Here is a 25,892-nt window from a genome sequence, read left to right on the forward strand (position 1 = left end):
TCAGGATGGCCGGCTCTGCGTGCAGCGTGCAGCCCGCTCACGCTGCAGCCGCGTTGCGGCCCGACGAGCGAAACACCGAATCGCTCGCAAGAACGCATGCCGGGAAAAAGTCACGCCGATGAATGCCCGACCGACTATCCACTTCCTGGGATGGCGAGCAGCTTCACGAAGGTTGGCTTGAACGCAAACCGCCGCGCGCGTCTTGGCGCATGGTAGACCCGATGGCTTGCAACACAATCCACCGGGTCTACGGCTGCCGTGGTCGAGTGGCGGACGCGCGCTGACCGTCAACGACGCAACTCGTCGTCCCGGTAATGCATGTCGAGCCAGCAACGGGGCAGCGCCTCCCCGGATGGAAAGATCATCGTGGCCTTCGCGAAGGGTTCAGGATCCGGAAGATCCTCGCCCCAGTTGTAGCGGCCCTCGAAGTGCGTCTCCGACGGATCGAACAGCGCCGCGGTGTCCAGCACCTCCACCAGGTGGCCGTTACTGCTGTCCTTGAGAAACATGCGTGGCCTCCTCTTCGGGGTGTCCACCGAGTATGGACCCGGGGTCCGGGATTGCAAGCGGGGATCCGGACCTGGGCGCGCGAGTTCTCGAAGGCTACAACCCGACCGGGTGATCGGCGAGAATGTGGGCTGGGCGATACCGGGAGCGCCGACGATGAACTCTGGGCTGAAAAGAGCGGCCATCCTGTGGCTCGCGGCCGCATGGGGACTGGCCTCGACTGCGCTGGCCGCGCCGGTGGACGAGGAAGGCGTCAATGGCCTCTACCGGGCACTCGACACTGCGGTGGCCCGCTATCAGGCGGGAGTCGACGCGATTCGCATCGGACAGCCGGCCGCTGGCCGGGCCGGCATCGAGCGCGCCATCTCGGATCTGGCTGCCGCAGGCGCGCTGTGTGCCGAGACCTCGGGCTGCGAAGTGCAGCGCTTCATGGCCGCCTATCACAACCTGCTGACGCTGCGCAGCGATGTACTCGCGGGAGCGGCCGAGGAGTACGTGGAAATCCAACCCGAGCCCGACCCGGAACCCCCACAGGTCGTGCTGCAACCGGACGCTGCGGGCACTCCGGCTCCATTCGACGGCCGGGACCTGGCGGAACTCATCGACCTGAACAGCCTGGTCCGGGCCGCATTGCACGACTGGCTGACCTGGATGCGGCCGTCGCTGATCGACGCCTACGAGCATTACCTGTACCTGCGTCCGCTGATGTGGCCGACCTACGAGGCAGCCGGGCTGCCGGAGGCATTGCTGTTCGGCATCCTCGCAAAGGAATCGGGTGGGCGCGTGCATTCCGTGTCCCGGGCCGGGGCCGCCGGCCCGCTGCAGTTCATGGCGCACACCGGACGGCGCTTCGGGCTCCGCCCCGACGATGGCTTTGATATGCGCTTCGATCCGACGGCAGCCACGCGTGCCAACGTCGCCTATCTCAGGGAACAGCTCGCCCAGCTCGACGGCAACCTCGAGCTGACCCTCGCCGCATACAACGGCGGTGAGGGTCGTATTCGGCGGCTGGCGGCGGGCACCGACGACCCAAGCTTCTGGAACCCGGAGATCTTCGGGCAGCTGCCGCGCGAGACCCAGGAGTACGTTCCCTACGTGCTGGCAGCCGCCTGGCTGTTCCTGCATCCGGACGAGCACGGGCTCGAGTTCCCTCGTGCAGATGGCGACCACGCTCGTCTCGAACTGCTGGAACCGATGACGCTCAGTGAGCTTGCGATCTGCCTGGGCCAGCATGGCACACGCGCCGGCTGGTTCCGGACCCTGCGCAATCTCAACCCCCGCTTCGAGCACGACCAGCGCCTGCCGGCCGGCACCCGCCTGGCGGCCCCGGCTGCGCTGGTCGCTGCGTACCACCAGCATTGCCAGGGCGGTCCTCGACGCGCGCTCGCGCAGAATCTGCACGACTCGCGCGACGAGCGCCGGGAGCTGCTGGCGACGCGCATCTATACCGTGCGTTCCGGGGATACGCTGTCGACCATCGCCAGCGAGCAGGGCTGCCCCAGCACCCGGGGCATCGCCCAGACCAACGGCATCGCGGGTCCCCGGTACCTGATCCGGCCAGGACAGAAGCTGGAGCTGATCGGCTGCGGGGGCTAACTACCATGGCCAGCGGCCACCCCCGATGATGAAAGAGGCGTAGGGTGGAAAAGGCCGAAGGCCGTCATCCGCCAGCCGGCGCTGGGGAGTGCCGCGGGCGCCTGGGCACTGCGAACGCCGTATGGCGGATGACGCTGCGCTCTTCCGCCCTACGGGTGGCCCGGAACACGAGACAGGCCGTGACTTTCACGTTCACGCTCGGGGATGAGGGAGCCGGAAGGGTCATAACGCACTGACGAACACGGGGCCGTACCGAAACGGCACTGGTTGCACTTGAATTTTCCGCGATGTCCGGGTTTTCCTTTTGCGACCTGGTCCGAGACCGGCAACGGTCGGACCTCAAGGATCCCGCGCCTCGACCGGAAACGAACAGGGTGGACGTACGGGACGGTCGGATTGCCTTGCCGACAGGGCGCGGGCAAGCGCGTCGTCACGTCCATAGAGATCGGGACGGAACACGACCTCGCCACGATCGTCGACACTGGCGGTCCAGTAGGCGATCAGGATCGGCACCGGGCGCGGCAGGTCGAAATTCACGGTGCGCCGGCCCGCGCGCAACGCCTCGGCCCGCTCGGCGCCGCCATCGGTCCCGTCGGCGACCAGCAGGTCGACGAGTTCCATCGCCCGTTCCACGCGGACGCAGCCGGAACTGAACGCACGCCGATCGGCGGCGAACAGTTGCTGATTCGGGGTGTCGTGCAGGTACACATGGAAAGGATTCGGAAACCGGATCGCGACCCGCCCCAGCGCGCTGTGCGGCCCCGCGTCCTGGCGGAGCACGATTCCACCAGGGTCGTTCCAGTCCACGCTTTCCGGCGGCAGTTCGTCCCCGGAACGATCGAGCACCCGAATCCGGTTGCGCGCCAGATAGCCGATGTCACGGCGGATCTCGGGCAGCGCGTCGTTACGCAGGATCGTCGGCGGGATGGTCCAGGTCGGATTGAACGTCAGGTGCGTGATCTCGGATTTCAGCAACGGGGTCCGGCGCGTCGGCTGACCGACCTGGGCTCGGGCGGTCCACACCGCCTCGCCCTGGCGGAAATACTGGATCCGCGCCCCGGCGACGTCCACCAGCAGGTAGATATCTTTCTGCTCGCCGGCCAGCCAGCGCATCCGCTCGAGGTTGACCGCGATCTGCGCGCGCCGCGCCTCCGGCGAGGCGTTCAGCGCCTCGAGCGTCTCCGGCCCGACGATCGCATCGACCGCCAGGCCGTGCCTCTGCTGGAAGTCCGCGACGGCCTCGGCCAGTGCCGCGTCGTAGCGATCGACCGGACTGCCGGGGGTCGCGCCTCCGGCGAAACCCGCGGCCTCCAGCCGGGCGCGCAGCACCGGCACGCGCGGGTCGGTCATGCCCTCGCGCAACAGTGGCCCGCCCGGTATGGGCTGCCAATCGGCGTCGTCTGTCTGCTCCCGAAGCCGGCCGTGAGCTTTGCGCAGCAAGTGATACTCATGTGCAGCAGGACGGGCGCGAGCCAAACCGGCCGCCACGTCGTCGGGCGTGCTCACGGCGATGTCGATCAGTCGCTCGCAATCCGGCCGCGGCCGCTGCATGCCCGGGGCGCGCCACAACGGTTCCACGTGGACCGGATCCAGGTTCCCGAGGGCCAGGTCGAAAAACGCACTCAGGTACGCATGCGTCGCCAGCAGGTCGAGACAGGCGGCATCCTGCACCGACCGCTGCTCGTCTGCCCGACGCTCGCGGATCGCCGCGGCACCATACGCCCGCGGGTCCAGTCCGTCATCGACCAATCCGTCCAGGGCCTGAAGCAGCTGGTCCAGACGATCGCCCGTGCTCCAGAAGGGCCGGTAACCCCGCTCGCCATAGAAACGTGTGAGCGCGTCAAGCTCCCGCCACCGGGCCCCGGAGTCCGCCGGCATCGTGCAACCCATTGCCGCCGGGGTCGCGACCAGCGCCGCCCGAATCCGGTCTGCGGTGTGTTGCGCGCCGGGGTCGACGGCCGTTGCCACTGCAGGCAGCAGCGCAACGAGCGGAGCCAGCATGTATCCGAGCGCCACCAATGGTTTTTCTCGCCTCCCGAGGCTGGTACCATACCACCCCAAACGCGGCGGCCGCAGAGGGGGCCACCGCATCCGAAACGGCGCCTGACGGTCTCCACGACCTTGTAGGTAGTGGACCGTCCGACGTGCCTTTGTGTTCATTTCGCGGGTGATGCAGCGGGCGCTTTCGATTCCCTTGCCCGGCGACCCGCACCCACTCGATTTCAGGAAGGTACCGAATGTCGATGACCCTGCGCCGGCTGCTGCCGGCAGCCGTAATCGCTCTCATGCTATGGAACCCGGCAGCCGCTGCGACCGCCGAACGCGCACTGGTGGAGGATCTCGCGGCTGAGGCCCCGGCGCTGAACCGCGTGGTGCTCGCCAAGGCCGTTGCGGCCATGCACTGCGCGGTTTCCAACGGAACGGGGCCAGCCGATCGGCTGGCAGTGATCGACTTCTCGCTGCCCTCGTCCGAGCCCAGGCTGTGGATCTTCGACCTGCCAGGCCGCGGACTGCTGCTCGAAGAACTCGTTGCCCACGGACAGGGCTCCGGCGACAACTTCGCCACCCAATTTTCCAACGTCCGCGGCAGCCACCAGTCCAGCATCGGCCTGTTCCGCACCCAGGAAAGCTATTACGGGCGCCACGGCTACTCGCTGCGCATGGACGGGCTGGAACCCGGTATCAACGACAACGCGCGCACCCGCGCGATCGTGATCCATGCAGCCGATTACGTCGATCCCGCCTGGATCGAACGGCAGGGCCGAATCGGGCGCAGCCAGGGCTGCCCTGCCGTACGCCCCGAGATCGCGGACGCGGTCGTCGATCACCTGAAGGACGGGCAGTTCATGTTTTCGTACTATCCCGATCAGGAGTGGCTGGCGTCGTCCGAGTATCTGAACTGTCAGCCCGAGCTCCTGGCCAGCCTGATGCAGCCCTGAGAATCGCCCAGCGGGTCTGCGGCATTGGGAATGCGCTTGGCTGGCAACGAAGCCCCCGGTATCGGGGGCTGGATGCCGGCCGCCGACCGTGGCATCCTTGCGCGCCATGCGCATCCTGATCCGAACCTTCTTTCGTGCACTGCGCGCAGTGCTGACCCCCATCCTGCTTCTGGGTGACAAGTTGACCACACCGAAGAGCATGGAGCGCGACCCGGCCGAACAGGCAAAGGTCGATGCCGAGACCCGGCGTCTGGCGCTGTATCAGTTCGTCGCCTGCCCGTTCTGCGTGAAAACGCGCCGCGCGATCAAACGCCTGGGTCTGAACGTCGAACTGCGTGACGCGCAACTCGACCCCGAGCACCGCGAGGCGCTACTCGAGGGCGGCGGCAAGATTCAGGTGCCCTGCCTGCGCATCGAGCATCCGGACGGCCGGGTGGAATGGATGTACGAGTCCTCGGACATCATCCACTACCTCGAGGAACGTTTCGGCAACCCCGACGCCGCCGTCGCCCGCTGAGGACAGGCAGGCCACCGTTCGCGTCCTGCCCGCCCGCGGGCAAGACATCGCAGCATCGTCCCTGCCGCGTCGTTCGCACCGCCAGCCCCGGCGCCACGCTTCGGGTCATCGTCGCGGCTCGTGCAGTCCTGCGATATGGGCGTGTGCGCAGCCTTGGCGGAATCCGCCGCCCTTCCGGGCATTTTCCGGCACCGCCGATCGAGAAACTTGCCGATAGACGGGTCCTTGGGCACAATCGCGCCGCCTGTTCGAGAGGAGGAGCAGAGATGGACATTCTGGTTTTCCTGTCCGGTGCGGCCGTCCTGGTCGCTTCCGGGGCGTTGTACGGTACGTATCTCAGGCTCACCGGCCTACCCTGGCGCGAGGCTTGGTACTCCGGCCTGACGCTGCAACTGCTGGCCGCGGCGATTGTCGCGGGCTTCCTGTTCCTGACCACGCTGCTGCAGATCAGCAGTCAGCGCGGGCTGCTTTAGCACGCGGATCCCTTCCGAGAGCGACCCTGGCCTGCCCCAGGGCCGGGTCGGCTTGCGCATGTGCAATGCGTCGGGGAGAATCGACTGCACTGTAGTCTCAAGGATCCCATCAGATGATTTCACCCAAGGACGACCCCTCTGGGGCCGGCGCCCACAACCATAGCGTTTGCCGGCACCGGATCGATGGGACTTAGCAACCCGTACGTGCAGGTGCTCGATATCGAGCAGACGCTGGCGGAGCTGAATGCGACGGTGGACCGGCTCCGTCAGGAGCGCGACGACCTCGAGATCGCGCTGACGACCGCGGTGGAACACGGTGATGCGATCGAGTCCCAGCTGGAGATGGCCAACCGGCAACTGCAGGCAGAAGTGCAGCAGCGGCGGCAGATCGAGCGCCAGCTGCGCGACCTTGTCGCCACCATCACCCAGAAGAGCCGCGACCTGGAGCTGGTATTGCAGACCATTACCGAGCACGCCGACCAGATGGATCTGCAATGGCTAGGGCGCTACATCGAGTCCGAGAGCACGGCACGCCAGGATCCCCTGACCGGCCTGGCCAACCGGCGCAAGCTGGACGAAACGATAGCCAGCGAATGGATCCGTGCGCGTCGCCAGCAAAAGCCCCTTGCAATGGCGCTCTGTGACGTGGACTTTTTCAAGGCCTATAACGATCGTTATGGGCATCAGGCAGGGGACGAGTGCCTGCAGCAGATCGGCGACATCTTCCGGAACCAGGTTCAGCGCGAGGGTGATCTGGTGGCACGGTACGGGGGCGAGGAGTTCGTGGTGCTGCTGCCCGATACGGACACGGACGGCGCGAGGCGGGTCGGCGACCGCCTGCTCGAGGCCGTGGCACGAGCGGATCTGCTGCACGAGGCTTCACCGCTCGGAGGCCGTGTCACGCTGAGCATCGGGGTCGCTGCGACGGTGCCTCGCGGAGACGACGAGGGACAACTGTTCGCCGAAGTGGATCGACTGCTCTACCAGGCCAAGCAGCAGGGACGAAACCGGGTCGTCAGCGGAACAGTGTCAACGGGGGATACGCATGATGGAAGAATACGGCCAAATTAGAACCATCAAGCACAGCCGCGACACCGAGACCCTTAACCTGACATTCTGGCCGGGCTCGGTGCCGCTGCAGCAGCGCTGGCGCAACAACGGCCTGTCCGCCGATTTTCTGGGTGACTACGTGACCACCTTCTTCCCGCTGGACGACAACGATCCCGGTACGCGCCAGCGCCGGAACGAAGTTCGTGGCGCAGTCAGTTTCATCGCGAACGAAATGCTGGAGAACGCGATGAAGTTCCACGACAACTCGGTGTCCGAGCCGATCACCATGCAGATCCTGCTGGGGGCCGACCAGATCCTTTTTCAGGAGAGCAACTCGGCTGGGGCAAGAGCCACCGACACGTTCCGGGACTTCGTCCGCCGGCTGCTCTCGAGCGATCCTGGAGAACTCTACATCGAGCAACTCGAGCACGGCGATGACCGCAACGGCGGCGGCCTGGGCTACCTGACGATGATCAACGACTACGATGCCGAACTCGCCTGGCGCTTCGAACCCCTCGGCAACGACAGCTTTCGCGTGACCACCCAGGTGATTCTGAAAATCTGATGGAGCGACCGCCAATGCCGTCTCTTGCAGGTGAAGGATATTCAATCGAGTACGACGCTGCGGATCGCTGCGTCTGCCTGCGTGGGTCTCTGCGTCTCGGCGGCCTTTCGGAGTATGCCCCGTTGTCCCAAATGCTCGAGGACGCGCTGACAGACTGTTCGGACTTGACTCTGGATCTGACCGAACTCGAGTTCCTCAACAGTTCGGGAATTGCCACGCTGTCCAAGTTCGTGATCAATGCCCGCAACCGCCAGACCTGCAGGCTCACCATCCGCGGATCGGGTTCGATCGCCTGGCAGGGGAAGTCACTGAACAACCTCAAGCGGTTGATGCCAGCACTCGAACTGACTTTCGAATAACGCCCATGCCCCAGGAACCCTCACGTGCATGCACGCAAGCCGGCGGCAGGTGACGCCGGGCCGCAGATCCCCGTCACTGCCGGGCTGACCTTCCGCCAGGCCGCGGTCACCCTGGTGATCGTGCTGCTGCTCGGGCTGGCGGCAGGGCTGGTGGAACTGGGCGCGGACTGGCGATCGATGCGTGCCGAGATCCAGGAACACACCTGGCGTACGCTGGAACTCGTCCGTGGCACTGCGGCCGAGGCCGCATTCCAGTTCAACGACGATCTGGCCGCACAGGTGGCGGACGGGCTGTTCGCCCACCGGGAAATGCAGCAGGTGGTGCTCAGCGACAATTTCGGGGGCACCATCGCGCGACGCGACCGCAGCGATGTACCGCCGGCGGGTCCGCTGGTGGAACGGCTGTTCGGGGATATCACTGAGTACGCGATCGAACTGCGCCACGGCCTGCGACCGGGCGCCGCGGGCACGACGGTAGGCACCCTGCAAGTGACCCTGGATTCTGCCGAGATCGCGGCCCGGTTCATGGAACGCGGTTTCATGATCGTGGTTCTCGGTCTGGCGAAAGCCCTGGTCATCTCGGCACTGGTCGTGGTGATCTTCTATTTCATGATCACGCGCCCGCTGCTCGCCCTGCACAGCGCAATCACACGAACCGACCCGGGCCAGCCGGGTGAATGGCCCGTCCCTTCGTTCCGGTTCCACGACCGCGATGAACTCGGCCAGATCGTGCGGGGCCTGGACAACCTGATGCACGCGTTCCAGAACGGACTGGAACAGCGGGACAAGGCTCGTGACGAGAACGCGCGGCTCGGCGCCGAACTCGACGTGTCGCGTCGAATCCAGCAGATCCTGCTGCCGTCCCGCGCAGAACTCGACGCGATCGAGGGGCTGGACATCGCCACCTTTATGGAGCCTGCCGCCGAGGTGGGCGGCGACTATTACGACGTCCTGAGCCACCCTGACGGGGTGCGCATCGGGATCGGCGATGTCACCGGACATGGGCTCGAGAGCGGCGTGGTGATGCTGATGACCCAGAGTGCGGTACGCACCCTGCTGACCAGCCGCGAGAGCGATATCGTGCGGGTGATGGAAGTGCTGAACAGCACGATCTATAACAACGTGCAAAGAATGGGCTCAGGCAAGAATCTGACGCTGGCCCTGCTCGACTACCGGCCGCGAGGTTCGGAACGCGCCGACCCGGAGCGGGGGCAGCTGCGCATCAGCGGCCAGCATGAGTCGGTGATCGTCGCCCGCCGTGACGGAACGCTCGAGGTGATCGACACGGATGAACTCGGCTTCCCGATCGGCCTGGTCGAAGAAATGTCGCAGTTCGTCGGACAGGCGACGGTGGCGCTGGATCCGGGCGATGTCGTAGTGCTGTACACCGACGGCATCACTGAGGCGGCCGATCCCGAGCATCGGCTGTACGGCCTCGATCGTCTGCAAGCGGTGATTTCGGCGCATCGCGCCGGCACCGCCGAGACCATCAAGGATGCGATCATCGACGACGTCAAGCGGCACATCGGGACACAGAAACTCTACGACGACCTCACGCTGGTCATCCTCAAACAGCAATAACAGACGTAATCGGGAGCACCGCAATGCGCAGGATCCGTGATTGCAACAGGCAGATGGTGGGCGCAACACTGGGCCTGCTGCTGTTGATGCTGGCTGGCGGCCTCTTCCCCCAGTCAGCCGCCAAGGCCCTTGACGAGATCCAGTGGATCACCGAGGAGTTCGCGCCCTACAACTACACCGGCGCGGACGGAGTACCCACTGGGATCGCGGTGGATGTGCTGGTCGCGATGTGGGACCGCCTGGGGCACGAACGCGCACCCGGCGACATCGAGGTTCTGCCCTGGGCACGCGGGTACCGCATCGCCCAGGACCACCCCGGAACCTGCCTGTTCTCGACCACGATCACCGATGCGCGCCGGGAACTGTTCACTTTCATCGAGCCGCTGGTCGCTGCGAGGAACGCAATCATCGGACCGGTGGAACGGGAGTTCGAAATCCGCTCCATCGATGATCTCGCCCCGTACAGCGTGGGCGTAGTCCGCGACGATATCGGCGACCAGTTGCTGCAACAGGCGGGTGCCAACAGCACCGTCGTGCGCACCGACTCGTGGCGCATCCTGCTGCGCATGTTGCAAGGCCAACGCTTCGACCTGATTTCCTACAACATCGACACCGCCCGCTGGAACATGCGCCGGCTGGACATGGATCCCTACGCCTACGAACCTCTGCTCGTGCTTCAGCAAGGCGTAATGGGCTATGCCTGCCACCCGGACACCAACCCAACTGCCCTCGCCCGACTGCAGACCGCGCTGGATGCCCTGCTCGCCGACGGCACAGTAGAACGCATTACGCGAAGCTACCTCGGACCCAGATGACCCTCTGGTGGGCCATGCGGAAAGTTCGGCACCAGATCGCTTTGCCAGAAGCGCCGGCTCTTCGTCCCACCGCACCCCCCGGCCCCAGCTGGCGCCGGCTCACAGGCCGTATTGCCTGCCATAGCCGTTGGGCCATCTCCCTTGCGCGCAACCTGCTGGCAAGCCGGCGGTTGCCCGTGATCCAACCTGCCACATTCCGAGAGTACCGGATCGGCGGCCTCGATCCCGATGATCTGCCGGGCATTCGGGTGCTCCACCGGAACCTGCGCGGCCGTGCCGACATGACACTTTGGCGGAGATGGCTCTACCGCCTGCGCGGACCTTCGCTATTGATCGTGGTCAAGAACCGCTCCGGCGAGGCGGTAGGGTTCGAGATGTTCTATTTCGAGACAAGCGGTGCGCGCGGTGGGGTAATCCACGCCGCCTTTATCGGTGTCGCACCGCAATACCGGAACGTCGGGATCGCCACCGCGATGCACCGGCTCTCCATCCGGCATTTCTCTGCCGCCGGGCTGAGCGCGATCACCGCCCGCGTGCGCGAAGATCATCCGGTCTCGCTGCGGTCCGCGAAGGCATGTAGTTTCCGTATCGCCAAGACGATCCCTGGGCGCGACGGCATCGCAACGCTGGAACTGATCCGGCAACTGGATTCCAGTTGCGATCGGACCCCTGGCCAGTAGACATGCTCCGACCACCGCCCTGCTGGCGACCGCCCAAGAGGTCGCATCCACGGCGCACCATTGGCAGAATGTCGTTGTGCAACGGCTCGTGCTACTCAATCGACTCCGCCCTGAAGTGTCGGCCGACCTCTTTGCGGATCTGGTCAGCCGAATTCGCGCGCAGGGCATCGATGCTTTCGCGCTGAACCTTGCGCGCGAACGGATCCGGGGAATCCGAGACACCGATCTCGTAGTCAGCAACGGGTCGTTGCCCCGCGGCTTCGTCCATCCGGGCGTGGCCTACACCGGACGCCCCGTGCCCCGCCCGGAATCGATGGCATGGATCGAAGCGGCCGGCATCCCGACCATGAATTGGACACTAGCCAGAACACGCCGGGACGTGCGCCGTCTGTTTACGTCCTGGAATGTCGACCGGCTGATTCTCAAACCCTCGTTCACCGGTGGCGGGCGCGGCGTCCGGGCGTTCTCACGTGGTGCACTGTGGCGAGTTCGCTGGCACGCCGAGCGCGACATCTTCTGCCGCGAGGTGAACACCGAGGATGGCACGGTTTACAAGGCAGAACTCTTCAACGGCCACGTGACGATCGCCTGGATCAGCCGGGCGCCGCCTCTCAGCGAGGTGTTCAACGGCGGCATCTACCGCGGCTTGAAGGGCGCCTACGGTGACCGCGAATGCATCAGCCTGCCCGCAGCGCTTTGCGACCGGCTGGGCACGCTGAGCCGACAGCTGATGGCGCGCGGCCTCGGCTATGTGAGCGTGGATCTGATGCGCCGGCCGGATGGCGAGTTGGTCGCGATCGAGCTGAACACCCGCGACGTGGCCACTTGGTGGACACGCCAGTTCCCCGACTTCCGGCACCGATACGCGACCGCACTGGTTCAACTCGCGATCGACCCGCCTCCCGCAGCAGCGTTATGACCTTTGGGGGCCGCACCACGCTCCGCCCGCGATCTGTCGACGCGCTTCTGCGCCTGGCTGACTTCGTCGTATACGCGAGACACCCCGTGATGGTGTTCCGATTCGTCCGGGAACTGGGCCACCTCCCGCAGATTTTGATTCCCCGGACCTACAACGAGAAGATGCTCTGGCGAATGATCCTTGACCACAATCCGCTGTTCGTGACGTTCTCGGACAAGCTGGCGAGCAAGGCACTTTTCCAGCGCAGCTGCCCCGAACTGCGTCTCCCCGCAGTGCTTTGGCAGGGGGATGCTCCGCAGGACATGCCCACACGCTTTCTGTCGGAAGACGGCGTGGTGATCAAGGCCAACCATGGCTGCGGTTTCACCTGGTTTCCGACCCTTACGCCCCCTGATCCTCAGATCTTCCGGCAACAGGCGCACCGCTGGCTCCAAACCGACTACTCGCACCAACTCGGCGAATGGGCTTACCGCGGAATCCGACCGCAACTGTTCGTGGAAGAACGGATCCGGGCGACCCCACCCGACGAACTCGTCGAATTGAAAGTGCACGTCTTTCACGGGCGGGTCTTTTACACCGTGGTCTACCTTCGCGAAAAGACAGGCCAGTCGCTTTCCGCCATCTTCGACGCGGACGGTACGCGGCTACCGGTCACCAACTCGGTGGCGGCCAGCGACTCGGCGCGGGCATTGCCTAGCGACTTCGCCCTACCAGCCTGCTACGCACAAGCGATGGATGCGGCCGCTCGGGTCGCCGAGGGAACCGATTACCTTCGGGTCGATTTCTTCGCCGCAGACGACACCCTGTTCGGCGGCGAGCTCACCGTCTACCCGTCGGCCGGCCGGATGACCAACTCCCGCCCCGAGTGCATGCACGCGCTGGGGCTGGCATGGGATATCCGGTGCTCCTGGCTGCTGTCGGCCCCGCAGGCGGGATGGCGGGGCCGCTATGCCCGATGGCTGCGAATGGCGCTCGAGCGTTCACCCAGCTCCGGCCACGGCACGCGCGCCGATCCGCTCGACGGCTGCCGGTGACCTCCGCGTCATAGCCAGCCGAGCACCACGCCTGGGAACACGCCGACCATCAGGACCGCTGCCAGCGTCGCCAGCGCGGCTGCCACGGCGAAACCGCCGGCGGGTTCGGTGCGCGGGTGCGAGGCCGCAGGATTCATGAACATGTAGCGGATCACTCGCAGGTACAGGTAGATGCCCAGATAGCTGGCGACGAGGCCGACGACCGCGACCGCGACCAGCCCCGATTCCATCACCGTGCGGAACACCAGGAACTTCGCGATGAATCCGGGGAACGGCGGGATCCCCGCGAGCGAGAGCATCGCCACCGCGATCAGAATGGCCGCGCGCGGGTCGCGGTGGTAGAGACCCTTCAGGCTGTTCAGCCGGTCGCGCAGCCAGTCGTCACCCCTCGGCAGGCAGGCCAGCGCGAGCACGGTGGTCAGCGCGTACACGATCACGTAGAAGGCCACCGCCTCGAAGCGCGCCTCCGCCGGGCCCAGCAGCGCGAGGAACAGGTAGCCGGCATGGGCGATCGACGAGTAGGCGATCAGCCGCCGGAAGCCCTGCTGGCGGATCGCGGCCAGGTTGCCCCAGACGATCGACAGCAGCGACAGCGCCACTATCACTGCGAGCAGTTCCGGGCCGGCGGATGCCTCGCCGAACAGGCGCACCAGCGCCAGCAGCACCGCGGCCTTCACGATCGCCGCCATGTAGGCGGTGACCGGCACGCTCGCACCCTCGTAGGCGTCGGGCGCCCAGGCGTGGAACGGAACGATGGCGGCCTTCAGCATGAACGCGGCCACCACCAGCACCACCGCGCCGCGTGCGAGCATGTCGTCGGCCGCCAGTGCGGCGCGGAAGTCCGGTGCCCCGAGCCCCCCGGTCGCGCCCAGGGTCAGCGACAGCCCCATCAGCAACACCGCGGTGCCGACACCTCCGAGCACGAGGTATTTCAACGCGGCCTCGGCGCTCTCGGGGCGGCGGTACGCGAGCACCACCAGCGCGTACAGCGGCAGCGACAGCAGTTCGAGCCCGAAGAACAGCATCAGCAGACTGTCCGCCGACAGCATCAGGCCGGCCCCGTACAGCGACGAAAGCAGCAGCATCGCGAAGCGGCTGTCGTGACGTTCACCGCGCGCGAGGACCAGCACCGGAACGGTGAGCAGGAACAGCAGCGTCTTCGCCGCGAGGGCGTCGGCGTCCACCGAGAAGTGGCCCGGGAACGGCGCCGCGGCGTGGCCGGTCCCGTGCAGCCAGAAGGCCGCGCCGGCGGCGGCCAGCACGGTCACCAGCGCCGGCAGGAACGGATCGCGCGGCCGGCTCGAGACCAGGTCGATGACCAGGATCAGCAGGATCCCGAGCAGCAGCAGATGCTCGGGCAGCGCGGCAAGCAGCAGGCCTTCCGGCGTCATCGCGCCACCTCCCCGGCCCGTTCGGGCAGCACACGCTGCTGATACTCGATCACGGCCTGCTCGGTCTTCTGCAGGAAGTCGTTCGGGAACAGGCCGATGTAGAAGATCGCGGCGACCAGCGCAGCCAGGATCCCGATCTCACGCAGGCTCAGATCGCGCAATATGCCCCCGTCCGCTTCCGGCACCCTCGGCCCGCCGAACAGCAGGCGGCGCACCAGACGCAGCATGTACAGCGCACCGAGCACGATGCCGAGCACCGCCGCCGACACCAGCACCAGCGGGAAGGTCAGGCCCTGCTCGAACTGCGGCCACGCGGACTGGAAGGCGCCGAGCAGCACCAGGAATTCACCGGTGAAACCGCTGGTCGTCGGCAGACCAATCGCGGCCAATGTGAGAATCATGAAGAACACCGAGTACACGGGCAGCAGCTTCGCGAGCCCCCCGTACGCGGCCAGGTCGCGGCTGTGGCAGCGCTCGTAGATCATGCCCACCATCAGGAACAGCCCGCCCGCGACCAGTCCGTGACTCACCATCTGGATGATCGCGCCCTGCACCCCGATCAGGTTGTAGCTGACCAGCCCGAGCATCACGTACCCGAGGTGGCTCACCGACGAATACGCGATGATCTTCTTGATGTCGTCCTGCACCAGTGCGAGACCGGCGCCGTACAGGATGCTGACCACCGCCAGCGTCATGATCAGCGGGGTCAGGAGTTGCGCCGCGTCCGGGAACAGCGGAAAACCGAGCTTCAGGAAGCCGTAGGTGCCCATCTTCAGCAGCACCCCGGCCAGAATCACCGAGCCCGCAGTCGGCGCCTCGACGTGGGCATCGGGCAACCAGGTGTGCAGCGGCACCACCGGCACCTTGATCGCGAAGGACAGCGCGAAGCCCGTGAGCAGCAATACCTGCACCGGCACCGCCAGCTCCAGCAGCTGGAGATCCGCCATCGCGAACGACGGGGTGCCTTCCTGACTCAGCACGGTGAACGCCAGGTACACCACCGCCGCAAGCATCAGGATGCTGCCGAAGGCCGTGTACAGGAAGAACTTCACGGTCGCGTAGATGCGGCGCTCGCCGCCCCAGATCCCGATGATCAGGAACATCGGGATCATCATCGCTTCCCAGAACACGTAGAACAGAAACAGGTCCTGGGCGAGGAAGGTCCCGAGCATCGTGAACTGCAGGAACAGCACCATTCCATGGAACAGCTTCACGTCCTTCGTGATCGCGGTGAACGCGCCGGCGACCACCAGCGGACCGAGGAACGCGCTCAGCAGCACCAGCAGCAGGTTCAGGCCGTCGAGGCCGATGTGGTAATGCACGCCCCAGGCGGCGATCCACGGGATCCGGGTCTCGAACTGCAGCCCCGACACGCCCGCCTCGAACTCGAAGTACAGCCAGGCGGCCAGCACGAGCTGCGCGCTCAGCACCAGCATCGACAGGCCGCGCACCAGGTCCGGACGCCGCTCGGGCAACAGCAGCAGCAGCCCGCCGCCGATCACCGGCAGGAACAGCAGCAGGTTCAGCGCAGTCGCTTCAGACATGGCGCCACACCCAGATCAGCACCGCGACGAGGCCGAGCAGCGTCATCCACGCGTACCAGTGCAGGCTGCCGCTCTGCACACGGGTGAAGGCCGCCGCGCTCCAGCGCGCGAGCGCAGCCAGGCCGTGCAGCGAACCGTCGATCAGCACGCGGTCACCGAGGCGCAGGAACACCCGGTCGGAGACCCAGAACCACGGACGCTGCAGCAGCCGGTCGTACAGTTCGTCGACGTAGTACTTCCCGGCGAGCACACGGTGCAGGCGCTGGAAGCGCTGCCAGAGTGCCTCCGCGGGCCGGCCGCCGTCGCGGTAGAGCCAGGCCGCGGCCACCAGCCCGAGCAGCGCCAGCAGCACCGCGAAGATCACCTGCAGCACATGCCAACCGCCCCAGGCGAACCGGACTTCGGGCAGCCCGAGCAGCGGCTCGAGGTACTGCGGCAGCGCGAACCATCCGGCGATCACCGAGAAGAACGAGAGCACCACCAGCACGCCGGTCATCGTCACCGGCGACTCGTGCAGGTGGCGCTCGGCCTCGGGCTCGACCCTCGAGCGGCCAAAGAACACCAGCCAGAGCAGACGGAACATGTACAGCGCGGTCAGGAATGCGGTCAGAGATCCCAGCGCCCACAGCCAGAGCGTGCCCCCCTGCCCGCTCGCCAGCGCGAACCAGAGAATCTCGTCCTTGGAGAAGAAGCCGGCCAGCGGCGGCAGGCCCGCGATCGCGGCGGTCGCGACCGCGAAGGTGCCGAAGGTCCACGGGATGCGGCGCGCGAGCCCGCCCATCTTGCGGATGTCCTGCTCCCCGCCCATCGCGTGGATCACGCTGCCGGCGCCGAGAAACAGCGCCGCCTTGAAGAATGCGTGGGTGAACAGATGGAACACCGCGACGCCGTAGGCGCCGACGCCCAGCGCGAGGAACATGAACCCGAGTTGCGAGATGGTCGAGTACGCCAGCACCTTCTTGATATCGGTCTGCACCAGCGCGATCGTGGCGGCGAGGAACGCGGTCAGCACGCCGATCACCGCGATCAGCGTCGACGCGGCCGGCGCTTCCAGGTACACGCCCGAGAGCCGAGCGACCAGGTACACCCCCGCGGTGACCATCGTCGCCGCGTGGATCAGCGCCGAGACCGGTGTCGGGCCGGCCATCGCGTCCGGAAGCCAGACGTGCAGCGGGATCTGCGCGGACTTGCCGGTCGCGCCGATGAACAGCAGGATCCCGGCCGCGGTCGCGATGCCCGCCGGGATCAGCCCGCTGCCGAAGGCCTCGTTGATCCGGTCCATTTCCAGCGTGCCCGCGAACGCGAACACCAGGAACATGCCGAGCAGGAAACCGGCGTCGCCGACCCGGTTGGTGATGAACGCCTTGCGCCCGGCGCGCGCCTTCGCCACGTCCTGGAACCAGAAGCCGATCAGCAGATAGGACGCGAGGCCCACCCCCTCCCAGCCGACGAACAGCACCAGCAAGGAGCGGCCGAGCACCAGCAGCAGCATGAAGAACAGGAACAGATTCAGGTACGCGAAGTAGCGCGCGTAGCCCTCGTCGCCCTTCATGTAGCCGATCGAGTACAGGTGAATCAGCGCGCCGACGCCGGTCACGATCAGCGCCATCACCGCGCTCAGGCGGTCGAGGTAGAACGAGACCTCGAAGCTGTACTCGCCGATCACCGCCCAGGTGAACACCGTCTCGATGATCGGCGCGCCGCCGCCCGCCTCCAATGTGCGCCACGCCCAGAGCGCGACCAGGAACGCCAGGAACGGCAGGCCGACGCCGACCACGTTCACGAACCCGGTCCCGAGCCGGCCGCCGAGCAGACCGTTCAGCAGGAAGCCCGCGAGCGGCAGCAGCACGAGTAAAGTGAGCATCCCGTCCATCGCGCGCTATCCCTTCAATCCCACGTAGCTGCCGGGATCGAGCGTGTGCCCGGCCCGCACCAGCAGCAGCACGATCGGCACTGCGATTGCGATCTCGGCGGCGGCGACGACGAAGACCAGGAACATCAGCACCGCGCCGGCGTCCGCACCCAGCAGATGCGTGAACACCGCGAGACTCAGCAGCACGCCGTTCAGCATCAGCTCGAGGAACATCAGCATCACGAGCAGGTTGCGCCGCACCACGACCCCGACCAGGCCGAGGGTGAACAGCATCCCCGAGACCGCGAGCAGCAGGTGGGCGTCATCCATCACGGTTCTCCCTGCTGGCCCCGGGCAGCCCCTGGCTACGGCGGCGGATGTCGATCACCGCGCTGGCCGCGATTTCGGCGACCAGCAGCAGCACCGCGGCGAGCGCGAAGTACACCCAGAACTGGTCCATGAACGCGGTGGCGAAGGCCCCGACGCTGAACGCGTCCTCCCGGACCACCGGCGCCACGACCGGCTCGCCGCGCAACAGCCCGTCGACGAGCACCGCGACCAGCAGCAGCAGACCCGCGAGGCCCGCGACCAGCAGCGGCGAGAAGCGCTCGGTGAACGAACGGTCGCGCACGTCGAGCAGCATGATCGCGTAGATCATGAACACCATCACCGCGCCGACGTAGATCAATACCTGGAATACCGCGATCACGTGCAGCCCGAGCTGGGCGTAGATCGCGGCCAGTGACAGCATCGTGCCGATCAGCGCCAGCGCGACCCGCATCGGGTGGCGCAGGAAGAACATCGCCACCGCCCCGGCCAGCGCGCCGAATGAAAAGATGCTCAGGAACAGCGTCTCGATGGTCATTCCTGACCCCCGTTTATTGGTATGACGCCGGGAACGATCGGAACGCCGATTCGCGTGCAGGGCACGCTCCTGCAGGTGTCCTGGTAGGCCGCAGGAGCGTGCCCTGCACGCGAACGTGCCGCAGGCGCGCATCCCAACCCAGAACGCCTCCCAGGATAACGGAACCCGCTACCAACGAACGCGATCGTCATCGCGAACCCCCGTTCCCGGACACCGGCTTCGGCGGATAGGGCTTCGCCGGGTCGCGCGCCGGCTGCCAGTTCAGTAGTTCCTGCTTACCCAGCCACATCCCCTCCTGACGGTCCGGCACCGGCAAACCCGGGACCGTCGGCACCATCCGGATCGCGTCCTCGGGGCAGACCTCGACGCAGAAGCCGCAGAAAATGCAGCGCGAGTAATCGATCTCGAAGCGCTCCGGGTATTTCGGATGCGCGGGGTCGTCGGGGTCGAAGCCGGCTTCGATCTCGATCACCCGCGCCGGGCAAACCGTCGCGCAGAGATTGCAGGCGATGCACTGCGGGCGTCCGTCCGGACGCTGCGTCAGCACGTGCTTGCCGCGGTTGTGCCGCGCGTAGTCGGTGCGGATCTCCTCGGGGTAATACGCGGTCAAGGCCCCCTTCCTGCCTGTCATCCAGCGCCTCATGTTGCGCAGGAACACGCCGCCGGTGATCGAAAGCCCGCGCAATACCTCGAACAGATAGAAGCGCTCCCACCAGCCGAGCTTCGGCTCGTTCCAGTACTTGCGGCGCCGGTCGATCACCTTTGGCCGGGTCTCTCGGCCACCGGGCTGTCCGGGTTGCGGTGCGCTCATACCCGCCCCCCACGCCACTGCGCAGGGCGGAAGAGCGCAGCGTCATCCGCCACAGCGCTGCGGGGGAAACCGCATCCCGCAGTGCAGGCCCAGGCGCCGGAGCGGCGGATGACGGCCTTCGGCCTCGTCCGCCCTACATCCGTGCCGCGGCACCCTGTAGGGCGGAAGGGCGCAGCGTCATCCGCCATGCGGCGCACGACCTGGGCACCGCACGCTCCGGCACGCCCTGGCGCCCTGCGGCGGATGACGGCCTTCGGCCTCTTCCGCCCTACATCCGTGCCGCGGCACCCTGTAGGGCGGAAGAGCGCAGCGTCATCCGCCGTGCGGCGCACGACCTGGGCACCGCACGCTCCGGCACGCCCCGGCGCCCTGCGGCGGATGACGGCCTTTGGCCTCTTCCGCCCTACGCATCCGCACACCCTTTCGGCCCTCCGGTCTTGTGGTCCTTTCCAAACCTTCGGGGGTGGGTCCGGGGTGGGGACAACCGGACCGCAGGAGGTCATGGATGGCTGACTTCGAGCGCCCAGGGACGGCTTGAGCGGGTCCGGCTGTCCCCAGTCAGCCCCCGCCGCCAGAGACGGTCCCGGGGCGGCTGGGTGCGGACCGTAGGAGGCCATGGATGGCCGACTCCGAGCGCCCAGGGATGGCTTGAGCGCGTCCGGACCCGACCACCCCGGGACCGTCCATCCCCCACCCCGCTGCGTCAGCGTCGATCCGCCAGCCGGAAGGCCTGCGCCCGGATCACGCCAGATCCGGGGACTCCAGACCCGTGCTCTCTGAACCGTGGCGATCATCAGCCCATCCCCCCGAGCGCCCAGACGGCGATCGCGGTCACGGCCAGGTTGATCAGCGCGAGCGGCAGCAGGAAGCGCCACGCGAAACGCAGCAGCTGGTCGTAGCGGAAGCGCGGCAACGACCAGCGCACCAGGATCAGGAACCCGCACATCAGGAAGACCTTCACCCAGAAGGTCGTGATCTGCAGGATCACCACCAGCACGTGCGGCAGCGCGATCTCGATGCCGCCTGGCAGCAGGAGACCCGCGTCGTTCATGTACGGCAGGTTGTAGCCGCCAAGGAACAAGGTGGTGAACAGCGCGGCGATGATCGCGATGTGGATGAACTCCGCGAACATGAACAGGCCCATCTTCATCGCGCTGTATTCGGTGAAGTAGCCGGCGATCAGCTCCGACTCGGCCTCGGGCAGGTCGAACGGGATGCGCTGGTTCTCGGCCTGCGCCGCGACCAGGAACAGGATCGCCGCGAACGGCTGCAGGAAAATCCCCCAGGCGGGCAGGAACCCGAACAGCAGCTCCGACTGCTGCTCGACGATGCTGACCAGGTTCACCGTACCGTAGATCAGGATCAGGCCGATCACCGTGAGCCCGATCACCACCTCGTAGGAGATCATCTGCGAGCCCGCGCGCACCGCGCCGAGCAGCGAGAACTTGTTGTTCGACGACCATCCGGCCAGCATCGCGCCGATCACCGCGATGCCTCCCAGCGCGAACACGATCAGCAGTCCGGCGTCGAGCGGCGCGACCTGCATCGCGTAGCTGCGCTCGCCGAACCACTCCGACGGCCCCTCGAACCAGCCGAAGAAGGTGCCCGGAACGAATTCGCCGCCGAACGGGATCACCGCGAACACCGCGAGCACCGGCACGAACGCGAACCAGGGCGCGAGCGCATAGGCGACCCGGTCGTAGGAGTTCGGCCGCCAGTCCTCCTTCAGCAGCATCTTCAGGCCGTCGGCAAACCCGTGGAACAGACCCCACCAGACCAGCTTCACCTGCGTGAACGGGATGCGCAGGTACGCGCGGTTCGCGCCGATCCGGTCCGACATGATTGCGGCCTGCTTGCGCTCGACCCAGGTCAGGATCAGCCCGACGGTCATCAGCATCAACACCGCGTAGACGATGAACACGCCATGCACGACCAGGTCCTGGATCATCGCGGCCCCCCGCCGGGAGCGGCGAGCAGCGGGAACAGCGTCTCGGCGTCGATCACGCCGTCGGGACGCGGTCGGCAGGGCTCGAAGGCGCTGACCACGCCGTCGAAGTTGGTGTAGTGGCCGCGCCGCTCGGTCTGGATACTGAGCGGAATGAACACGTCGGCATGCCCGTTTTCCGGCAGCAGCCAGGAACCGAGGAACAGGATCTTCGCGCCGCGCGGCAAACCCGCGAAGTCCACGCCTTCACCCCAGACCAGGATCAGGTCGGCATCGTCGGGAATCTCGGCCGGATCGGAGCCGAACAGCGCCTGCGCGGCGCGCGTGTTCGGGTTCTTGTCGGCACGGATCAGCAGCTCGTCCTCGACCACCTCGCCCTCGGCCGGGAGGTGGTCGGCCTTGGTGAAACTGGTGAAATTCGCGCCGAGCGCATTATGGAACGCGCGCAGTTCCTCGTTCGACGCCCAGGTCGAGACCAGCGCGATTTTTCGGTTCGCGCCCGCGATCAGCGCGCGCGCGGCCTCGATCGCCTGCATCATCGTCACCGGGGCGCCCTTCTGCAGCGCCTGCTCGGCGCGCGGACGTTCCAGCAATGCCGGGAGGTCGCGTCCCTTGTTGCAGATCCAGGGCCCGTTCACGCGCGGGTTTTCCAGCGGCGTGACCCGCAGGATCCGGGTGTTGTGCGTCGGGTCCAGCCCCTTCACCCGCCACTCGGGCTTGCGATGCCAGAGCTGTACGGTACAGCCGCGCGCGCAGCCGGGGCACACGGAGGGAGTGGGCTCCAGGTACCAGACCCGCGCCTGGTGCAGGAACGAGCGGGACAGCAATGCCCCGACCGGGCAGAGGTCGATCACGTTGTCCGAGTAGGGATCGTCGTCGAGCGTGCGGCCCTCGGCAGGGCGCACCAGCGACGAATCGCCGCGATACTCGATCCCGAGCACGTTCGACTTCGACACCTCGCGGGTGAAGCGCACGCAGCGCGAGCAGAGGATGCAGCGCTCGTTGTCGAGGATGATCCGCTCCGACAGCGGGAAGAACTTGGTCGCGTGCAGCTTCGGGTCGTGCGACAGCGCCGGTTCGCCGTTGTACGCGTAGTGGTAGTCCTGCAACGTGCATTCGCCGGCCTTGTCGCAGATCCCGCAGTCCACCGGGTGGTTCAGCAGGATGAACTGCAGCATCGCCTTGCGCTGAGCCTGCACCGGCTCGGAATCGGTCAGCACGCGCATGCCGTCGACCACCGGCATGTTGCAGGCGATGTTCACGCCCCGCCCTTCCTGCTCGACCACGCAGACGCGGCAGCTGCCGACGATCGACAGCTTCGGGTGCCAGCAAAAATGCGGGATGTAGAAGCCGTTCGCGAGCGCCGCCTGCAGCACGGTGCGGTGCTCGCCGGCCTCGACCGCCTCGCCGTTGATGAAGATCACTGGCATTCGAGGTTCCCGCCGAACTTCGAGCGCTTGTGCTCGATGAAGTACTCGAACTCGTCGCGGAAGTTGTCGAGCATCGCGGTCGCCGCGTAGCCGGCGGCATCGCCGAGGCCGCAGATCGTGGTGCCGTCGTTGAACCGGGCGACGTGGTAGAGCGTGTCGATGTCCTCGGGACGGCCCTCGCCCGCGACGATGCGGTCGATCACGCGGTGCATCCAGCCGGTACCCTCGCGGCAGGGCGTGCACTGGCCGCAGGACTCGTGCCGGTAGAAGCGCAGCATGATCTGCAGCAGCCGCACCATGCAGGTGCCCTCGGCGATCACGATCATGCCGCCGGAGCCGAGCGACGAACCCGCCGCGCGCAGGATCTCGTGGTCGAGCGTGAGGCCCTCGACCTCGCCCGGAGTCAGCACCTTCGCGTCCTTCCCGGTCAGCACCTGCGACGAGATGCCGCCCGGGATCACCGCCTTCAGCGCCTTGTTGCAGAGCAGCCCGCCGCAGTCCTCGTGCAGGAACTTCGCCCACGAGTAGCCGAGTTCGACCTCGTACACGCCGGGGTTGCGGATGTGCCCGGAGACCGAGATCAGCCGGGTGCCCGGGCTCTTCTCGGTGCCGATCTTACGGAACGCCTGCGCGCCGTTGCGGATGATCCAGGCGACCGATGCCAGGGTCTCGACGTTGTTCACCACCGTCGGCGCCTGGTACAGGCCGCGCACGGTCATCCGCGGCGGCCGGTTGCGCGGATACGCGCGGGTGCCTTCGATCGAACCGAGCAGCGACGAGGCCTCGCCACAGACGTAGGCGCCCGCGCCGCGGAACACGACGAGATCGCAGGAGAATCCGCTGCCGAGGATGTTCTCGCCGAACAACCCCTCCGCGTAGGCTTCCTCGACCGCTGCGGCCACCCGACGCCACGGCCGGTCGTACTCGCCCCGGATGTACACGAACGCGTGCCGCACGCCGAGCGCGTAGCTCGCCAGCAGCATCGATTCCAGCAACGCGTGCGGGTCGTGCTCGAGCACCCAGCGGTCCTTGAAGGTCCCCGGCTCGCCCTCGTCGGCGTTCGCGATCAGGTAGTGCGGCTGGCCGTCGTGCGGGTCGATTCCCTGCCACTTGCGCCCGGCCGGAAAGGCGGCACCGCCACGGCCCTGGATGCCCGAGTCGACGATCTCCTGCGTCACGTCCTCGGGCTGCATCGACTCGAGCGCCCTGGCCAATGCCTCGTAGCCGCCGCGCGCGCGGTACGCGGCCAGCGTGTGTGAATCCGCGGTCACGTCGAAGCCCATCAGCACCTTGCGCCCGGTCATCTCAGTCGAGCCTCTCGAGCAGCACATCCAGACCCGCGGGGTCCAGGTTCTCGTGGTACGCCTCGTTCACCATCACCACCGGCGCGGTGCCGCAGGAGCCGAGGCACTCGACCCGAGACAGCGTGAAGCGCCCGTCCGGCGTGGTCTCGCCCGGCTGGATGCGCAGCCGCTCGGTCAGATGGTCGAGCAGGCGCTCGGCACCGCGCATCGAGCAGGACACGTTGTGGCAGACCTGCAGGTGCCAGCGCCCGATCGGCTTGCGCCGCAGCATCGAGTAGAACGACAGCACCTCCTCGATCTGGATGCGCGGCATGCCGAGGTAGTCGACCAGCCCGTCGATGTCGCTGTCGGCGATGAAGCCCCGGTCCTCCTGGATCCGGCGCAGGCAGGGCAGCAGCAGCGTCGCGTCGTGGCCCGGCGGCAGGCGCGTCTTCAGGCGTTCGAACTCGGGGATCAGGTGCTTCACCGGTCGCACTCCCCGCCGATCATGTTCACCGTCCCGAAAGTCGAGACGACGTCCGCGAGCTGGTAGCCCTCGAGCAGCCGGTGCAGACCGCCCATGTGCACGAAGCTCGGCGCGCGCACGTGCACCCGGTGCGGGCTGCCGGTGCCGTCGCTGACGAGGTAGAACCCGAGTTCGCCGTTGGCCGCCTCGTGCGCGCGGTAGACCTCGCCGGCGGGCACCTGCGGGCCGTCGATCACCAGCTTGAAGTGGTTGATCAATGACTCGATTTCGCTGTACACGCGCTGCTTGTCCGGAAACGTGCAGCGGCGGTCGTCGACGTTGATCGGGCCGTCCGGGAGCCCCTGCATCAGCTGCCGGATCATGTGCACCGACTCGTCCATTTCGCGCATGCGCACGTAGTAGCGGTCGTAGTTGTCGCCGTTGATGCCGACCGGGATCTCGAAGTCCAGCTCCGGATACGCGAGGTAGGGCGTGTCCCTGCGCAGGTCCCGGGGCACGCCGGTCGAGCGCAGGATCGGGCCGGTGAAGCCCCAGTGGATCGCCTCCTCGGTCGAGATCACGCCGACGTCCCGAGTACGCTCGATGAAGATGCGGTTGCGGTCCATCAGCCCGTGGATTCGACCGATGTATTCCTCGTACTCGTCGAGGATCTCCTCGAGCCGTTCGAGCCAGCCTTCCGGCAGGTCGTGCGCGAGCCCGCCGATGCGCCCGTAGCTGTAGGTCACGCGCGCGCCGGTGAGATCCGCGAGATGCTCGTAGATCCAGTCGCGGATGGTCATCAGGTACAGGAACGCGGTCATCGCGCCGAGCTCCATCACCGACGCGGCGATGCAGGTCATGTGATCGGCGATGCGCGAATACTCGGAGAGCAACGTCCGCAGGTAGCGCGTGCGCGGCGTGAGCTCGATCCCCATCAGCGTCTCGACCGCGTCGCAGTAGGCGAAGTTGTTGATCAGCGCCGAGCAGTAGTTCAGCCGGTCGACGTAGGGGATCAGCGTGTGCCAGGTATGCGCCTCGCACTCCTTCTCGAAACCGCGGTGCAGATAGCCGCAGTGCACGTCGGCGCGCACCACGCGTTCGCCGCTCAGCTCGGCGATGATCTGCAGCGTGCCGTGGGTCGCCGGGTGCGACGGGCCGATGTTCACGATCACGCCGTCCTCGGTCGACGGCGTGTCGAACGCCGGCCGCACCGGGTTCCGCAGGGTCTCGTCGGTGTCGCGCGTCGTCATCGGCCAAGACACCCACGATT

The 25,892-nt window shown here is 66.7% G+C and carries 26 protein-coding genes and 1 pseudogene; 12 read left to right on the forward strand and 15 right to left on the reverse strand.

Annotated features, from left to right (window positions below; translation table 11 throughout):
- Positions 1 to 287: 287 nt before the first annotated feature.
- Positions 288 to 509: a hypothetical protein gene (locus THITH_RS09915; RefSeq protein ID WP_006748262.1), complete on the reverse strand. Its 222-nt coding sequence runs from the start codon at positions 507 to 509 to the stop codon at positions 288 to 290.
- A gap of 154 nt (positions 510 to 663) precedes the next feature.
- Here THITH_RS09915 and THITH_RS09920 point away from each other — a divergent pair, with 154 nt between their 5' ends.
- Positions 664 to 2,103: a lytic transglycosylase domain-containing protein gene (locus THITH_RS09920; RefSeq protein WP_006748261.1), complete on the forward strand. Its 1,440-nt coding sequence runs from the start codon at positions 664 to 666 to the stop codon at positions 2,101 to 2,103.
- Here THITH_RS09920 and THITH_RS19255 read toward each other — a convergent pair.
- Positions 2,100 to 2,329: pseudogene (locus THITH_RS19255) on the reverse strand (hypothetical protein). The gene THITH_RS09920 and the pseudogene THITH_RS19255 overlap by 4 nt on opposite strands.
- 113 nt (positions 2,330 to 2,442) lie before the next feature.
- On the reverse strand, positions 2,443 to 4,104 hold the full coding sequence (locus THITH_RS09925) for a L,D-transpeptidase family protein (protein ID WP_025367464.1): 1,662 nt from the start codon (positions 4,102 to 4,104) through the stop codon (positions 2,443 to 2,445).
- 236 nt (positions 4,105 to 4,340) lie between these two features.
- Here THITH_RS09925 and THITH_RS09930 point away from each other — a divergent pair, with 236 nt between their 5' ends.
- From THITH_RS09930 to THITH_RS09970, 9 genes are all read left to right on the forward strand, one after another.
- A complete protein-coding gene (locus THITH_RS09930) occupies positions 4,341 to 5,042 on the forward strand; it encodes a murein L,D-transpeptidase catalytic domain family protein (RefSeq protein ID WP_006748259.1) in 702 nt (233 codons plus the stop codon).
- 106 nt (positions 5,043 to 5,148) lie between these two features.
- Entirely contained in the window at positions 5,149 to 5,559 is a 411-nt protein-coding gene (locus THITH_RS09935) for a glutaredoxin family protein (RefSeq protein ID WP_006748258.1), read from the forward strand.
- A gap of 266 nt (positions 5,560 to 5,825) precedes the next feature.
- Positions 5,826 to 6,032 (forward strand): hypothetical protein, encoded by a 207-nt coding sequence (locus THITH_RS09940; RefSeq protein ID WP_006748257.1) that lies wholly within the window; start codon positions 5,826 to 5,828, stop codon positions 6,030 to 6,032.
- 183 nt (positions 6,033 to 6,215) lie between these two features.
- The gene (locus THITH_RS09945) at positions 6,216 to 7,103 is read left to right on the forward strand and encodes a GGDEF domain-containing protein (protein ID WP_006748256.1); all 888 of its coding nucleotides are present in this window, start codon (positions 6,216 to 6,218) and stop codon (positions 7,101 to 7,103) included.
- The gene (locus THITH_RS09950; protein ID WP_006748255.1) at positions 7,078 to 7,647 is read left to right on the forward strand and encodes a slr1658 superfamily regulator; all 570 of its coding nucleotides are present in this window, start codon (positions 7,078 to 7,080) and stop codon (positions 7,645 to 7,647) included. Before THITH_RS09945 ends, THITH_RS09950 begins: the two co-directional genes overlap by 26 nt.
- Before the next feature lie 14 nt (positions 7,648 to 7,661).
- A complete protein-coding gene (locus THITH_RS09955) occupies positions 7,662 to 8,006 on the forward strand; it encodes a slr1659 superfamily regulator (RefSeq protein ID WP_006748254.1) in 345 nt (114 codons plus the stop codon).
- A 24-nt stretch (positions 8,007 to 8,030) separates the two neighbouring features.
- Positions 8,031 to 9,587, forward strand: a complete 1,557-nt coding sequence (locus tag THITH_RS09960) for a PP2C family protein-serine/threonine phosphatase (RefSeq protein ID WP_006748253.1) — start codon at positions 8,031 to 8,033, stop codon at positions 9,585 to 9,587.
- A 23-nt stretch (positions 9,588 to 9,610) separates the two neighbouring features.
- Positions 9,611 to 10,402 (forward strand): substrate-binding periplasmic protein, encoded by a 792-nt coding sequence (locus THITH_RS09965; protein ID WP_006748252.1) that lies wholly within the window; start codon positions 9,611 to 9,613, stop codon positions 10,400 to 10,402.
- On the forward strand, positions 10,399 to 11,082 hold the full coding sequence (locus tag THITH_RS09970; protein WP_006748251.1) for a GNAT family N-acetyltransferase: 684 nt from the start codon (positions 10,399 to 10,401) through the stop codon (positions 11,080 to 11,082). Before THITH_RS09965 ends, THITH_RS09970 begins: the two co-directional genes overlap by 4 nt.
- A gap of 91 nt (positions 11,083 to 11,173) precedes the next feature.
- Here the strand turns inward: THITH_RS09970 and THITH_RS19260 are convergent, their stop codons facing one another.
- Positions 11,174 to 11,350, reverse strand: coding sequence for a hypothetical protein (locus THITH_RS19260; RefSeq protein WP_232222186.1), 177 nt, complete (start codon positions 11,348 to 11,350; stop codon positions 11,174 to 11,176).
- 45 nt (positions 11,351 to 11,395) lie between these two features.
- On the opposite strand from THITH_RS19260, the gene THITH_RS09975 reads away from it, so the two are divergent.
- Positions 11,396 to 12,001, forward strand: a complete 606-nt coding sequence (locus THITH_RS09975; protein WP_232222187.1) for a hypothetical protein — start codon at positions 11,396 to 11,398, stop codon at positions 11,999 to 12,001.
- 89 nt (positions 12,002 to 12,090) lie between these two features.
- Positions 12,091 to 13,035, forward strand: a complete 945-nt coding sequence (locus THITH_RS09980; protein WP_232222299.1) for an ATP-grasp fold amidoligase family protein — start codon at positions 12,091 to 12,093, stop codon at positions 13,033 to 13,035.
- A gap of 8 nt (positions 13,036 to 13,043) precedes the next feature.
- Here the strand turns inward: THITH_RS09980 and THITH_RS09985 are convergent, their stop codons facing one another.
- The 11 genes from THITH_RS09985 to nuoD all read right to left on the reverse strand — a co-directional run bounded on the left by THITH_RS09985 (position 13,044) and on the right by nuoD (position 25,872).
- Positions 13,044 to 14,426: an NADH-quinone oxidoreductase subunit N gene (locus THITH_RS09985; RefSeq protein ID WP_006748248.1), complete on the reverse strand. Its 1,383-nt coding sequence runs from the start codon at positions 14,424 to 14,426 to the stop codon at positions 13,044 to 13,046.
- On the reverse strand, positions 14,423 to 15,970 hold the full coding sequence (locus THITH_RS09990) for a complex I subunit 4 family protein (RefSeq protein ID WP_006748247.1): 1,548 nt from the start codon (positions 15,968 to 15,970) through the stop codon (positions 14,423 to 14,425). The genes THITH_RS09985 and THITH_RS09990 overlap by 4 nt, the downstream gene beginning before the upstream one ends.
- Positions 15,963 to 17,834, reverse strand: a complete 1,872-nt coding sequence (gene nuoL, locus THITH_RS09995) for an NADH-quinone oxidoreductase subunit L (RefSeq protein ID WP_232222188.1) — start codon at positions 17,832 to 17,834, stop codon at positions 15,963 to 15,965. Before nuoL ends, THITH_RS09990 begins: the two co-directional genes overlap by 8 nt.
- A 15-nt stretch (positions 17,835 to 17,849) precedes the next feature.
- Positions 17,850 to 18,152, reverse strand: coding sequence for an NADH-quinone oxidoreductase subunit NuoK (gene nuoK / locus THITH_RS10000; protein ID WP_006748245.1), 303 nt, complete (start codon positions 18,150 to 18,152; stop codon positions 17,850 to 17,852).
- Positions 18,145 to 18,687, reverse strand: a complete 543-nt coding sequence (locus THITH_RS10005) for an NADH-quinone oxidoreductase subunit J family protein (protein ID WP_006748244.1) — start codon at positions 18,685 to 18,687, stop codon at positions 18,145 to 18,147. The genes nuoK and THITH_RS10005 overlap by 8 nt, the downstream gene beginning before the upstream one ends.
- A 187-nt stretch (positions 18,688 to 18,874) precedes the next feature.
- Positions 18,875 to 19,498, reverse strand: coding sequence for a NuoI/complex I 23 kDa subunit family protein (locus THITH_RS10010; protein ID WP_006748243.1), 624 nt, complete (start codon positions 19,496 to 19,498; stop codon positions 18,875 to 18,877).
- Between the two features lie 793 nt (positions 19,499 to 20,291).
- Positions 20,292 to 21,446, reverse strand: a complete 1,155-nt coding sequence (locus THITH_RS10015; protein WP_006748242.1) for a complex I subunit 1/NuoH family protein — start codon at positions 21,444 to 21,446, stop codon at positions 20,292 to 20,294.
- A complete protein-coding gene (locus THITH_RS10020; protein WP_006748241.1) occupies positions 21,443 to 22,873 on the reverse strand; it encodes a 2Fe-2S iron-sulfur cluster-binding protein in 1,431 nt (476 codons plus the stop codon). The genes THITH_RS10015 and THITH_RS10020 overlap by 4 nt, the downstream gene beginning before the upstream one ends.
- Positions 22,864 to 24,177, reverse strand: coding sequence for an NADH-quinone oxidoreductase subunit NuoF (gene nuoF, locus THITH_RS10025; RefSeq protein ID WP_006748240.1), 1,314 nt, complete (start codon positions 24,175 to 24,177; stop codon positions 22,864 to 22,866). Before nuoF ends, THITH_RS10020 begins: the two co-directional genes overlap by 10 nt.
- Before the next feature lies 1 nt (position 24,178).
- The gene (gene nuoE, locus THITH_RS10030) at positions 24,179 to 24,643 is read right to left on the reverse strand and encodes an NADH-quinone oxidoreductase subunit NuoE (RefSeq protein ID WP_006748239.1); all 465 of its coding nucleotides are present in this window, start codon (positions 24,641 to 24,643) and stop codon (positions 24,179 to 24,181) included.
- Positions 24,640 to 25,872 carry an NADH dehydrogenase (quinone) subunit D gene (gene nuoD / locus THITH_RS10035; RefSeq protein WP_006748238.1) on the reverse strand — a complete coding sequence of 411 codons (1,233 nt, stop codon included), beginning with the start codon at positions 25,870 to 25,872 and terminating at the stop codon, positions 24,640 to 24,642. The genes nuoE and nuoD overlap by 4 nt, the downstream gene beginning before the upstream one ends.
- Between the last annotated feature and the right edge of the window lie 20 nt (positions 25,873 to 25,892).

This window comes from Thioalkalivibrio paradoxus ARh 1, from assembly GCF_000227685.2.
Lineage (GTDB): Bacteria > Pseudomonadota > Gammaproteobacteria > Ectothiorhodospirales > Ectothiorhodospiraceae > Thioalkalivibrio > Thioalkalivibrio paradoxus.